This is a genomic window from Aquimarina rhodophyticola (assembly GCF_042434915.1).
GTDB lineage: Bacteria > Bacteroidota > Bacteroidia > Flavobacteriales > Flavobacteriaceae > Aquimarina.
Map to the genome: position 1 here is coordinate 1,970,560 of NZ_CP170198.1, position 13,114 is coordinate 1,983,673.

At 34.9% G+C, this 13,114-nt stretch carries 14 protein-coding genes and 1 pseudogene; 5 read left to right on the top strand and 10 right to left on the bottom strand.

Going from position 1 to position 13,114, the window contains the following annotated elements:
- The first annotated feature begins 29 nt into the window (after positions 1 to 29).
- The 3 genes from ACE939_RS08535 (at position 30) to ACE939_RS08545 (ending at position 2,063) form a co-directional block, all read left to right on the top strand.
- Positions 30 to 632 carry a superoxide dismutase family protein gene (locus tag ACE939_RS08535; protein WP_378184850.1) on the top strand — a complete coding sequence of 201 codons (603 nt, stop codon included), beginning with the start codon at positions 30 to 32 and terminating at the stop codon, positions 630 to 632.
- 97 nt (positions 633 to 729) lie between these two features.
- Positions 730 to 1,260 (top strand): RNA polymerase sigma factor, encoded by a 531-nt coding sequence (locus ACE939_RS08540; protein ID WP_378184852.1) that lies wholly within the window; start codon positions 730 to 732, stop codon positions 1,258 to 1,260.
- Positions 1,261 to 1,262: 2 nt separating this feature from the next.
- Positions 1,263 to 2,063 carry an anti-sigma factor domain-containing protein gene (locus ACE939_RS08545; protein ID WP_378184854.1) on the top strand — a complete coding sequence of 267 codons (801 nt, stop codon included), beginning with the start codon at positions 1,263 to 1,265 and terminating at the stop codon, positions 2,061 to 2,063.
- Between the two features lie 89 nt (positions 2,064 to 2,152).
- Here the strand turns inward: ACE939_RS08545 and ACE939_RS08550 are convergent, their stop codons facing one another.
- From ACE939_RS08550 to ACE939_RS08585, 8 genes and pseudogenes are all read right to left on the bottom strand, one after another.
- Positions 2,153 to 2,305 carry a hypothetical protein gene (locus ACE939_RS08550; RefSeq protein WP_378184856.1) on the bottom strand — a complete coding sequence of 51 codons (153 nt, stop codon included), beginning with the start codon at positions 2,303 to 2,305 and terminating at the stop codon, positions 2,153 to 2,155.
- 101 nt (positions 2,306 to 2,406) lie between these two features.
- The gene (locus ACE939_RS08555) at positions 2,407 to 2,742 is read right to left on the bottom strand and encodes a GNAT family N-acetyltransferase (protein ID WP_378188429.1); all 336 of its coding nucleotides are present in this window, start codon (positions 2,740 to 2,742) and stop codon (positions 2,407 to 2,409) included.
- A gap of 6 nt (positions 2,743 to 2,748) precedes the next feature.
- Complete coding sequence (locus ACE939_RS08560; protein ID WP_378184858.1) at positions 2,749 to 2,919, bottom strand: hypothetical protein; 171 nt, start codon at positions 2,917 to 2,919, stop codon at positions 2,749 to 2,751.
- Positions 2,920 to 2,922: 3 nt separating this feature from the next.
- The gene (locus tag ACE939_RS08565) at positions 2,923 to 3,579 is read right to left on the bottom strand and encodes a methylated-DNA--[protein]-cysteine S-methyltransferase (RefSeq protein ID WP_378184860.1); all 657 of its coding nucleotides are present in this window, start codon (positions 3,577 to 3,579) and stop codon (positions 2,923 to 2,925) included.
- Positions 3,536 to 3,775 (bottom strand): helix-turn-helix domain-containing protein, encoded by a 240-nt coding sequence (locus ACE939_RS08570; protein WP_378184862.1) that lies wholly within the window; start codon positions 3,773 to 3,775, stop codon positions 3,536 to 3,538. The genes ACE939_RS08565 and ACE939_RS08570 overlap by 44 nt, the downstream gene beginning before the upstream one ends.
- A 264-nt stretch (positions 3,776 to 4,039) precedes the next feature.
- Positions 4,040 to 6,265: a TonB-dependent receptor gene (locus ACE939_RS08575; protein WP_378184864.1), complete on the bottom strand. Its 2,226-nt coding sequence runs from the start codon at positions 6,263 to 6,265 to the stop codon at positions 4,040 to 4,042.
- Positions 6,266 to 6,288: 23 nt separating this feature from the next.
- The gene (locus ACE939_RS08580; RefSeq protein ID WP_378184867.1) at positions 6,289 to 7,581 is read right to left on the bottom strand and encodes a hypothetical protein; all 1,293 of its coding nucleotides are present in this window, start codon (positions 7,579 to 7,581) and stop codon (positions 6,289 to 6,291) included.
- Between the two features lie 164 nt (positions 7,582 to 7,745).
- Positions 7,746 to 9,065, bottom strand: a pseudogene (locus ACE939_RS08585) (DUF4331 family protein).
- 107 nt (positions 9,066 to 9,172) lie between these two features.
- On the opposite strand from ACE939_RS08585, the gene ACE939_RS08590 reads away from it, so the two are divergent.
- A complete protein-coding gene (locus ACE939_RS08590; protein ID WP_378184869.1) occupies positions 9,173 to 10,354 on the top strand; it encodes an LETM1-related biofilm-associated protein in 1,182 nt (393 codons plus the stop codon).
- Positions 10,355 to 10,383: 29 nt separating this feature from the next.
- On the opposite strand, the gene ACE939_RS08595 is transcribed toward ACE939_RS08590, so the two are convergent.
- Both ACE939_RS08595 and ACE939_RS08600 read right to left on the bottom strand, forming a co-directional pair.
- Positions 10,384 to 11,004 (bottom strand): hypothetical protein, encoded by a 621-nt coding sequence (locus ACE939_RS08595; RefSeq protein WP_378184871.1) that lies wholly within the window; start codon positions 11,002 to 11,004, stop codon positions 10,384 to 10,386.
- A 2-nt stretch (positions 11,005 to 11,006) separates the two neighbouring features.
- Positions 11,007 to 11,501, bottom strand: coding sequence for an RNA polymerase sigma factor (locus tag ACE939_RS08600; RefSeq protein WP_378184874.1), 495 nt, complete (start codon positions 11,499 to 11,501; stop codon positions 11,007 to 11,009).
- 195 nt (positions 11,502 to 11,696) lie between these two features.
- Between ACE939_RS08600 and ACE939_RS08605 the strand changes: the two genes are divergently transcribed.
- Positions 11,697 to 12,995, top strand: a complete 1,299-nt coding sequence (locus ACE939_RS08605) for an NAD(P)/FAD-dependent oxidoreductase (protein WP_378184876.1) — start codon at positions 11,697 to 11,699, stop codon at positions 12,993 to 12,995.
- Positions 12,996 to 13,114 lie beyond the last annotated feature (119 nt).

Below are 13,114 nucleotides of genomic sequence, written 5' to 3' on the forward strand. Positions count from 1 at the left end.
AAATCAACAAACAAAACAAAATAAAATATATGAAGACGCTTAATTTAGCAGTTCTAGCAATGATTTCTATAATTCTTGTGAACTGTAAAGATGGTAAAAAAGAGGAGAAAACTATCGATAATACTATGACTACAGATGAAACTTCTGATATGACAATAGAAGAAGAGGAAGAAGTTTCCGAAAAAATACTTGAAATAGTTTTAGAACCAAAGAGTGAGACTGATGTTAAAGGTACTGTACAATTTACCGAGACTGAAGGTATTGTAAGTATGGAAGCTAGAATTTCTGGTCTAACCGAAGGACAACACGCTATACACTTACATGAAAAAGCAGATTGCTCATCTGCCGATGGTAAATCTACAGGTGGTCATTGGAATCCTACTGCAGAGCCACACGGTAAATGGGGAGCAGAGACAGGATATCATAAAGGAGATATTGGAAATTTTGATGCCAACGCACAAGGAGAAGGTACTATCACGTTTGCAACTAATGAGTGGTGTATTGGCTGTGAGGATGATAAAAAAAATATCCTTGGTAAAGCCGTTATCGTACATCAAGGTACAGATGATTTTACATCACAACCCTCTGGAGCAGCAGGTACTAGAATTAGTTGTGCAGCAGTTATTGAATAAATTTATCCTAATTATAAAAAAGAGCATGGCATATCCCATGCTCTTTTTTATTTTATATGATATTTGTAGTACCTTAGTGATATCCTAACAGAACTTTATGCAACCATCAGAACTGATTCTTCAGTTACAACAAAAAAATGAAAAAGCTTTTCAACGTATCTATGAATTGTATTCCGAAAATACGTTTGGTGTTATTTATACTATTGTAAAAGACGAGGTCTTGGCAGAAGAGGTCTTGCAAGATGTCTTTATGAAAGTATGGGAAAATGCAGCGCGTTATTCCGAAAAAAAAGGAAGATTCTTCACTTGGATTCTTAATATTGCTCGTAATGCAGCCATTGATAAAACCCGATCAAAGGCATTTAAAAATTCAAAACAAAACCAAACATCCGATTATTTCGTAGATATATTAGAAGAGAAAAATAGTTTTTCTCACAAAATTGATGCTATCGGAATAAAAAAGTATATAGATATTTTGGAGCCTGTTTGCAAAAATTTAATTGATTACTTATTTTTTAAAGGATTTACACAAAAGGAAACATCTGAAGCATTAGATATGCCATTGGGTACTGTAAAGACTAGAAATCGAAATTGCATTAATAAACTAAGAGAATTATTGGACGTATAATTATGGATAGTAAAAAATATATAGCTTCTGGAATTCTTGAATTGTATGTGTACGGCGCACTTTCTGAAAAAGAAAGTATAGAGGTCTCACAAGTATTGCAACAACATCCCGAAGTACGTGCCGAGGTAGAAGCGATAGAACGATCGCTTACACAATTAGCCACTGCGGCTGCTCCGTACCAACCAGATCAAGTGTACCAACAGCTCAAAACTAAACTAAAATTTAACGATAAGGACGTAGCGGTTATACCTATTACACGCAAGCGTACAAACTGGGCTGCTTATATTGGTTGGGCTGCATCAGTAGCGCTACTTGTAGGCTTATTTATTCAGTTTGATAAAAACAAACAATTGCGTGAAGAAGTGGTGCAATCTCAAATTGAGAAGAATCTTTTAGAAGGCAAAATTGAAGTAGCCGAGGAAGATCTATCAAAAACCCGAACCATATTAAGTGTGCTTCGTAATAAAGATGTGATTGAGGTGCCATTACAAGCACAACAAGTTGCTCCTGAAGCGTTTGCTGCAGTATATTGGGATAAAGAAAATCAGACAGCCTACATCGATGTTGCAGGATTACCTACTCCCCCACCAGGAAAAGTGTATCAAGTTTGGTCCTTAAAATTGGACCCACTCACACCTACAAGTTTGGGTACGCTTGATAGTTTTGAAGAGGAAGCCACAAAAGTTTTTGTGTTAAACAATGCTAACGAATCTGAAGCATTCGGTATCACATTAGAACCCGAAGGTGGTAGCCAATCCCCTACTATGGATCAACTCTATACCCTAGGTGTGGTAGCGTCTTAAATAAAAAATTATACTCCAATCCACAGTATTATAAATATTTCATGGTACTGTGCATTGATGTATCGCGTAAAATAACTTTAATGCATACATTAATGGGTCAGGTAATAATATAGCTGTCCAGCACAATATCCTGTTAAAAGGGTTATTAGTAGGGCACTCGAGGTTAAACTAATCCAAAATGCCGCGCTATTTATATCAAAAAGTGATTTTGAAGAGATTGTAGTGATTTTTACTTTACTCATGATTACAGGTTTTAACTATCAGTATAGAATTTTCAAAATTTGTTACATATCTACAGATAAATCATTTGTCTTACTTTTTTTTAAATTTAAAATTTTTAGAATTAACTAACTTCTAGTTCAAACAAACAGACCGGTGCAGTTTTATAATGATTAGGTAAACTGCTGGTATCCTTTAAATCCTGCATTCCCAAAAAATCAAACCCTGCGTTGGCATAGTGCGCTATTAATTTTCGATTATCCCCTAAGGTATCAAGTCGTACGTAATTTTTAGCATTCTTTTTTGCGTAGTCTTTTGCCCAAGCTACAATCGTACGTATAAAATTATAACCTCTAAAATTTGGATGTGTCGCTATACGATGAATGTATATCGCCGCATCAACATTTTTTTCTTCCCAAATCTGCTCATCACTAAATGTGGTAGCCCAGACACACGCAATCTCATCCTAAATCAATAACTTCCATTGGCGGTTTTCTCGAATCTCATTCACTACCATAGCTCTATCAAATTCTGGCCAAACTACTACGGTTTTTTTAGCTTTTTGATAGGCTGATGCAATACCATACAATTCAAAAATTGTTTTCTCATCGTATAAGGTGCTATTTTCTATATTCATCGATTATAAAGTTAGTGCTTTCCTTTGATTTCCATGTTCCCATCCTATTAACGTAGCTTTTTTGGTTGATCCCCAGCGGTAGCCACCCAGTACGCCTGTAGCTTGGATTACGCGATGACAAGGTATTAAAAAGGCAATAGGATTACGACCAATGGCGGTGCCTACAGCTCTTGAAGCATTAGGTTGCTTAATCTGTTTGGCGATCGCACCATAGGTGGAGAGTTGAGCCCTCGGAATTTTAAGTAATGCTTCCCACACTTTAATCTGAAAGTTGGTTCCTTTAATATGTAGCGGTATGCTGATATATTTTTCTTGCTTAGCGAAAAAGGCTTCAACCAGTTCATGAAATTGACTACGCCCTTTGATAAAAGTAGCTTGAGGGAAATTACTTTTAAGCGTTTCTATTTGTGGAGTGTGATCATCATCAAAAGCCATATGACATATTCCTTTAAGCGTAGTTGCAATTTGCATACTACCAAACGGACTAGAAATACGATTATAATGTATTACTAAAGACCTGCCCTCATTCTTATATTCTGCAGGAGTCATCCCTTCAATATTCACAAACAAATCATGTAGCCTACTTGTACTTGACAGTCCAGTAGTATATGTAGTTTCAAACATGGTTGCATGCTCTTGTCTTAAAATTGTTTTTGGCATGCTCAATACTGATATATTGCAAAAATTTTTTCGGACTTGTACCAGCCCATTGACTAAATATACGCTGAAAATGATATGGACTCATATGCACTTGACGAGCTAAAACCTTTAAATCAGGTTGTTCGTTATAATTTGCAACCATATAAGCTATGGCTGCTGCGATACGTTCATAATTGAAATGTTGCTCTTGATCCATGGTTTATCGTTTGTTCTACAAATCTGCAACATAGGTTACACTAAAAAAATCCATTTCTTGCGATATGTATAAAGTTAGCATTTTTAATAATTATCTTATACATAAAAATCGATACTAATTGATAAATCCTCTATCTTAAAAAAGGGATAAAGGATTTATGACCAAGGGCAAAAAAAAGGAAAGCTTGCTTGAGAACCACCTCAAACAAGCTTTCTCATTAAACAACATCCAAAAACAAATTATGGATCTTCAAAATACTATTGACTAAAAAGTGTAGGTTATACTTGCTTTTAAAAATCTTGAAGTACCAGGCGTAAAATGAATTTCTTCTACCGATTCAATCTCATTAGCTAATCTTGAGGTAGTAGCGAACTGTGTTTCATTCCATGCGACATCGAATACATTATCAATCGACACTCCCAACGTGATATTTCTAAAGGCGTAACTTATATTGGTATCAGTAACAAAATACCCTTTGGCAATGATGCTATTATCTTCATTTGCTGCACGATCTCCAAGATATCTATATCGAATTCCGCCAGAAAAACCTTGTAAATTATCGATACCTAGTCCTCCGGCTGCAGTTATTTTGGGAGCTAAAGGAATGTAATCTGCTCCAGTTTCAGCTTCTTTACTTCGGGCATAGGTGTAGGTAAAATCACTATCCAAAAACAGCCAGTCGTTCATTTGGTATCTCGCACTAAAATCTGCGCCTAAACGTCTTGTAGCTCCGCTAGGCTCTACAACTCCCGCATCTCCAACATATACAAACTCTTGCTCTAGATCTAACAACCATAAAGCTGAACTTATAAAAACCTTGGAAACAGGTTTCCAGTAGATTCCTACGTCTGCTCCTGTAGCTTTTGGTAACGTTTCTTTACCTTTTTGTGCTACAACTACCCGTGTATCGTTACTATGAAAACCCATACCTGCTTTGAAAAATAAATTCATATTGGAGGTCATAGCATAATCCAGACGTAATTTTGGACTGATTAACGTTTCTGTTGCAGCATTTGACTCATATGTAGTCGATAAATCATCTTCATAAATATTTTTGAAATAATCCAAACGCACCCCAGGCGTTATTGTGAACTTCCCCTTTATAACTTCAGCTTCCAAAAAACTAAACACATTAGTTTCATTGATTGCTCCTAGTTTAACATATTCTAAAACGGTTTTACGATTAAGCGTTTCGGAGAGTTCTATACCATCTACTGCATCATATCGTAACCCAAAACCAGCCTTCGTTTCTATTTGTGTATTTCCTACCTCGTGCGTACTGACTAACGTGCTGGTAAAGCCCATAAGATTACGAGATTCTTTTTGTTTTATTTGATCTCCGTTGATGGGATCATTTAGAAAGAATGTGAAGTTAGAAAACAATAAAAAATCGTACGCACTTAAATATGCCTGAGTTTTGAACGTCGAATTGGCACTAATATACTTTGTAAAGGAAGCATTAAGGTTAGTACGAGAAGTCTCACCACCCTCGGTATCATCAATTGCTCCAAACCTTGAAATTAGTCCTTGAGCTACTGCACGTTCAGGAATTTGACCAGAGGCATCCCAACGACTATTAAAATGAGATGCAGAAATTTCGAACTGCTGTGTATCGAATATTTTTTGGTACTTCCCGAAAAGATTAAAACGATTAAAGTTTTGTGGTGAAACAAAAGGTCCATCTCCTTCCATGTATTCTACTGCTGTGATAAATTGTTCATTAGCTTTTTTTGGTGATAAATTAAATAAACCAACAGTACGTAGTGTATTAAAATCTCCAACTTCAACCTTAATTTTATTTTCATCAAAACGATCAGTAGTTTGAAAAGCAATATATCCCGCAGTATTAAAGTTTCCTTGTGTTGCGAAGTACGGCCCCTTGTCAAACGTCATACGTTCCATAGTCTCAGGAATCACAAAGTGCAAATCAGCATAGCCTTGCCCATGTGCGTGAGATACCATATTGACTGGCATACCATCAACTGAGATACTCACATCGGTTCCATGATCTACATCAAAGCCACGTAAGAAAATTTGTTCGGCTTTACCACCACCTGCATGTTGACCTATGAATAATCCTGGAACACGCTGTAACAGTTCTTGGGATGAATTTACTGGATTAATAGTATTGTCAAATTTTTCTATGGCGTGTAGAGGGTTAATTGACTGAGTCAAGAGCATTTCATCTAGTTGAAAAACTGCTGCTTCCATGATAAAGGTATAATTCGTTGATACCATGATTTCTTTAAGTATAATATCTTTGGGCTTAAACCCTAATAACCTCAATTTAAGCGTATCTCCAACCTGACTATGATTCAATAAAAAAGAGCCATTCTCTAAAGTATGAATATGTTTTTTTGAATTTGAGTTATACACATACACCTCGGCAATCGGCATATCAAATGCATCTTTCACTACTCCTCGTATCTGATTTTCTTGTCCACAAACTAACATGCTAATCGAAAAAAATAAAATCGCTAAATATCTCATAATGCTAGATTAAATTATTAATTTTAAAGCTCTTGTAGTTGTTTTCCTGTTTGCGGACCTAATTCGTAAAGGCTTTCTAATAAACTTTCTTTAATAGGTAAAACTTTGTGATCCATTTTATTGGATTTATAAACTTGAGCGCTATGAAATTGAGCTATGGGTTCAAAAGTTTTATCAGCAATGTGATTTTCGACAATGGATAAAGCTTTCTTATGATCTCCTTTTAAGTGATATATGTAGGCTAATACATCATAGGTTTGTGGTGTAGGTCGGTTAGCCACTTCTTTTTGGGCTATTGCCAATGCTTCGTCAAATTTACTATGCTCCTCGGCCATTAATAAGGCAATAGGGATATTGTACATATCACCGTAGCTTTCTTTTTTCACCGCAGTAAGAAACGCCTGAATCTCTTTTTCTTTGGTTATCGCTTTGCTGTCATAAGCAGCCAATTCTGCTTTAAACAAGTGATAATCTGGAGATCTGTGAGTCTGCATTACCGAAGCTATGATTCTATGGGCTTCTTTTGTATTGAATTCATGAGAATATACGATCCAAGCGATTCCTTTTTTGGCATAAGCATTCGATGGATCAATGGCTAGAGTTTTGAGATAATGTGAGTAAGAAGCTTCCAGCTTACCTGCATGTCCATAGTAATCTGCTAGGTTGGTGTATGTCCATACCATTAACTCCATATCTTTACTTTGATTTGCTATAGCTTTAGCTTTTTCCATATATTTTATCGTAGCGCTTAGATTACCTTTATAATCGTTCCATTTGGCGAGACGAATTAAAAAATTAAAGTCTTTTTGATTAGCGAATTGATTCAAATACTCTTCGGCTTCCTGATACTTCCCTAATTCCATGGCAATATCAAATAATACCAATTGAGTTTCTTTCTTCTTTTTATCAAACGACAACGCTTCTATTGCTTTGGATTCTGCTTCTAGAAAACGGTGTTGTGAAATATAGTTTCTAGCCAATGCGAGTAAATAACCTTCTTTTTTAATAGCTGCTATCGAAACTCCTTTTTGAAGCACCTTTTCGGCATTTTTTAAATACTCGATATTTCCTGTAATTTGAAATAATTGAGAGTATGCCTCGCTTATGGGATGAATGGCCATAAGTCTTGTAGAATCTGCATCGAGTTTATTATTCCAAAATGCTAAACGCACATTAGTGTTTTGTAAAGAAGTGGTATCTTGTGTTGTAAGATAAACTTCATAGTCATTAGGATCTGTAATTTTTGAAGTATTTGTGGTACAAGCCATGAAACATAGGGCTAAAAATACTAGACTGGTTATAAATTTTAAATGCATTAGATTTGGTTTTTGAAGATGTTGTAATGTTGTAAAGAATACTACTTAGTACGTATTAAATTTTATTGGTGTTTACCATTAGTGAAGTAAAAAAAGACTGAGCAGATAGCTATATGATTTCATATCACTATTAACTACCCAGCCTTTACGCTTACATTGAGGATCTAAATACTATGAGGCGCTTCTAAATAAGGAAAACTATCAGAGGGAGTTTCACCAGCGTTACTCACACCATCACTAACTAATATTGGTAAATCTGCTACCCCGTCGTTGTTTGTATCTTGTCCATTAAAACGATCACCTGTTTCTCCACCAAATAGTAAAATTAATGACACATCAATAACATCGTCTGTTAAGTTTCTACCTGTTAGTACATTTGTTCCATCATAATATGTTGTTGGTAGATCTGGAGCGACTTGTAAAACATCTGTAGCCAAAATTGTAGTTAACGTAGTGGCATCTAATCCTAAAATATTATTCTCATATTCTGCACCAAATGCTGCATGCAAAGCTACTGCCTGATTCAAGAATAATGGCTGAAATTTGCTAGTCTGTTCTGATGGAATCGTCACATTAAAGCTATTTTTAGTTTCTGAATCGCCGCTTAAAACTGTATTAATACCAGGGCGCCCCATTTGATCTTGTTGCATAAATGTGCCACTAAAATCAGCATTCATTCCCATCTCGTTTGTAAATGCATCATCGTCATTACCACAGCTCGCAATGCTTATTGCTAATACGGCTGCTGCTAGATATTGTATTGTATATACTTTCATAATATTATTTTTATAAGGATTTGATTATTGTTTTGTTTTAGCCTCTACCCAGGCATTAAATACTTTTGCCCCAGTCCCCGCAGGGTGGTCAAAGGTGCCTCCCAAGAAAGCATTAGGTACTTCGACTACAATAGAAAGTACATTGGTATTGTCAAAATCATCTATACCTGAAGCATTAAATCCATTAGGAGCATCTCCTGCAATAACTTTGTTATATTGACTAAAATCAAAGAAAAAAGGATCTTCTCTCAATCCTGCAAAATAAGAAATTCCATTGGCTGTAGTGGTTTTAGCCTCTGTAGAGGTGCTGATCTCAACTTCGCCTAAATACGCGGCATCTGTTTTGATGCTACTTTCTAAGCCTGTTGCATTGGGAGCAAAAGGGCCAAAGAAATACATAGTACCATTACGAGGTATTGCTTGTATTACCAGATCCTCTATCAAATCACCATCATTATCAATATTGATCTCTACTAAAACATTTTCGTCAAAAGTAGCATCGGATCCTGCGGGTGCTAATGAACTTTGTACATTAGCAACAAATACTGTGTTGGTAGCTGTAGCGCCTTCAAAAGCATAGAAGTCGGTTATATCTGCCGTTGAGCCTGCTACTTTTGGGGCATCAAGATGATCTGCCGCTGTCAAGATAATTCCTAACGATACTAGACCGCCCAGAATCCATAAATTTGATTTTTTCATACTGTACATTTGAATTATTTTTAAAGTTTACACCTATATTTACGAGTAGAAACTAATCATGGTTTTTTACTAATAGTTAATAATTTGTTAAAGAAATTTAAGTAAACTATATATCTATGAATCCATCTGCATCAGGTTGGCTCGATAAATTTTTGCGAGAGTTCACGGAAGAAAAGAAACTATTGTTTAGCGATATGGATGTCCTTTATGAAGCATTATTAGCTTCTGGCTTTTTATATGGTGCTTCAGTAACTACATTGATGTTTGATGATTCTAGCATTGTATACTCTGAAGAGGAACGTACCAAAATTAATTTATTGACTGGTTTGGTAGGTATGTATTATGATACGATAGAGGGAGGAACCTCTAAAGATTGTATTGATGCACTTTTGCAATTTTATAATTATCTGAATACTAAAAAATCAATTTTTCCTTGGACTACCTTATTAACATCTACAAAGAGTGAAAAATTAGAAAAAATTATACATGCCAGAATACAAACTAATGAATCGGTAGTATTCAAAAACTTTAGTCATTTGCTTACCAATGCGCTCTTGTTTATTGATGTTTTAGCTTTTGAGCATTTTTTGGTTCATGATAAAAACCCGATTGTGTATGCTACAAAATTAGAAGAATCTATAACCAATACTGTATTTTTAGCTCTAAAATCTAAAAGTCAAAAAGATGAATATGATGGATTATTGATTAAATTATTTTCATCCTCTGTTCGCTATAACCAAGTCTCTGAAGATGATGTAACCTTTGACAATATTGATCTACACAACTATACAGACGAATTAGAAAAACGTTATATTTTGGATCTTACGAGTCTAGCCGTTTGGAACGATCATGAATTAGATACAAGTGAAAAAGATTTTCTCTTGACGTTAGGTGTCGAATTAGATATCCCACCTGCTGTTACCCATGCTTCTTTAAAAAAGGTAAAAGCCTTTATACAAAATAATCGTAAAGAAATTTCATTTTTCAATTATTCAAACCCTGCTCATCATTTTTATAGGCAAACCTCGAGAACGGTGCGTGTGTTGATATTACGTAATAAGAAAAGACTTGTCAAAGAAATTTCTGAAAGTAAAGATTTGATGATTCTTTTGGGACAATCAACTATAAGAGATTTATCAAAAGATGAGAAACAGCGGGTAAAAGAGCAATTACTAGACATTTGCAAATCTGTTCCTTCCTTAACCATTTTTATTTTACCGGGCGGAAGCTTATTACTGCCACTACTTATAAAATTTATACCTCAACTACTTCCCTCTGCATTTAATGAGAATAAATAAATTACCTACAACTCAATTATTCTATTAAATTACATTTGTAATTGTTCTAATTCTTCATAGTTCTTTTTCAATTTTCGAGTAAGAATTCCATAGACTAATCTATAAAACAATCCTATCACAGTAATAAAAATTGCAATAACCAGTAAAGAAACTCCTAAGATTATCCACACAGAAACAGTTTCTTGACCACTGGATTGAAAATCGTTGCTAAAAAAGATGCTATACAACATAGTCGTTAAAAATAAAACCGCTAAAAAACTTAGGTTAATCCAAACATATAATTTTACAGTACTACGTGTTTTCAAAATATTCTGCATCAAAACCTTTGCAGAGTCTGTAGTTTGTATTTTTTTATAATTTAAATAAAATCGTATAATAAAATAAATCAAAATAGTATAAGACACCATGGATGAAATCGTTAAGTAATTCTCCATACCCGAAGTTTTGATCTCTTCATACTGACCATTTACTCTAAAAAAGATATCTAGCGAACCCCATAACAAAAACTCCATAATACTTATAACAAAGATCCATTTGACCATGGATGAAGATCGTTTTAAGATCATATTATAGATATCGTTATAAGAAAGCTTAGGAAGGCTTTGCTCCTGTTTTTTCCAGTTTTGTTTTAGTATTTCTAACTCATCCATACTTACGGATTTAAGATTTTCTTTAATTTAGTTTTCACTCGATTCATTTTCACTCTTGCATTAACTTCTGATATTCCCATCGTTTCAGAGATTTCACGATATGATTTATCTTCTAGGTATAAAAAAACTAAAGCTTTTTCGATATCATTTAAATCTTTTAAAGCGGCATACATCAATTTGAGCTGTTGCTCTTCCTCATCATCGTACTCCTCTGCACTTATTTTAAAGTCTACTGCATCAAAATCAGTAGTTGGTACACTACGTTTTGATTTACGATACAATGTTATTGCTGTATTTAAAGCAACACGATACATCCAAGTGCTAAATTTTGCGTCACCTCTAAACTTTGGAAACGCTTTCCATAACTGTATTGTAATTTCTTGAAACAAATCATTATGTGACTCGATATCATGCGTATAAATACGACATACCTTATGCACAATATTCTGATTTTGCTCCAAATGGCTTACAAAATTATGTTCTAAATCTTTTTTCACTTGGCTGGGTTACTACTTATAAGTATCTAAAAATACAGAAATGTTACACGCATCCTTAAAACAAACGCTAAGTGATTGTCTATAAGTATATATCTTTTACAAATTAATTTTAAAGTACACGTTAATCTTAATATATCTTTAAAAATATAGAGATTTTAATTATTCGGTTTAACTTTACAGGATAAGCGTATTTCTATGAATATCCCTTTCTCTAATGTACCCCGACTTGTTATCATCGGAGGTGGATTTGCTGGTGTAGCTTTAGCTCGCAAGTTGATCAAAGAAAATGTCCAAATTGTAATACTGGACCGAAACAATTATCACACATTTCAACCTCTTCTCTATCAAGTTTCTATAGCTGGATTAGAACCGGATTCTATTGCCTATCCGTTTAGGAAAATTATTAAAAAAGGTAAAAATTCATATTTTAGAATGGCCGAGGTACAGTCTGTTGATACTGATAAAATGCAGGTTCACACCAATATAGGATCTATTTCTTATGATTATCTCGTCATTGCAACAGGTACTCGTACCAATTTTTTCGGAAACGAAGTCATCGAGCGTAACGCTATGCGTATGAAAAATTTACCGCAAGCCCTAAACTTACGTAGTTTAATCCTTGAAAATTTGGAACAAGCGGTAATTACTACAGACTCTGATAAACGGAAAGAATTAATGACTTTTGTACTTGCTGGGGGTGGCCCTACAGGTGTAGAATTGTCTGGAGGTATAGCAGAGCTTAAAAATCACGTGTTACCTAGAGACTACCCCGATATGGATTTTGAACAAATGGAGATTCACCTTATCGAAGGTGCCAAGCGTTTACTTCCGCCTATGAGCGAACATGCTTCTAAAAAAGCGGAAGAATTTTTGAATGAATTGGGTGTTAACATTCATCTCAATACACAGGTAACTAATTATGAAGATAAGGTGGTTACTACCAATACTAATCTAACTTTGAGAAGTGCTACCTTTATATGGTCTGCCGGAGTAACTGGAGCACCGGTCGAGGGTCTACAAGCATCATCATTGGTCGAAAAAATTAATAGATATAAAGTTAATGAATTTAATCAAATTGAAGGATATTCTAATATTTATGCACTAGGCGATATTGCCTTGATGGAAACCGAGGACTTCCCCAAAGGACATCCAATGGTTGCTCAACCTGCTATCCAACAAGGTAAACATTTAGCCAAAAATTTAAAGCGTCATCTTCGAGATAAAGCAATGGTACCATTTCGTTATTTTGATAAAGGCGCCATGGCTACAGTTGGTCGTAACAAAGCTGTTGTAGATATGGGTAAGCTTCGTTTTGGTGGTTTTATAGCTTGGTTTATTTGGATGTTTATCCATTTATGGTTTTTGGTAGGTTTTAGAAATAGGTTGGTTACTTTCTTCAACTGGACCTACAACTATATCAATTATGATAAAGCAGCGCGACTGATCGTTAGACCCTTTAAAAATAAGGAAGCCGATACCACCCAACGTGTGTAGGATTAATTCTTAGGACATATTTTATTTGCAGTTCATCTATTGATCTGTACAGTTCGGTAGTAATTTATTTGAATCTGATAGGATATACTGGAGTTTTGAAGTCTCAATCAAAACACCCA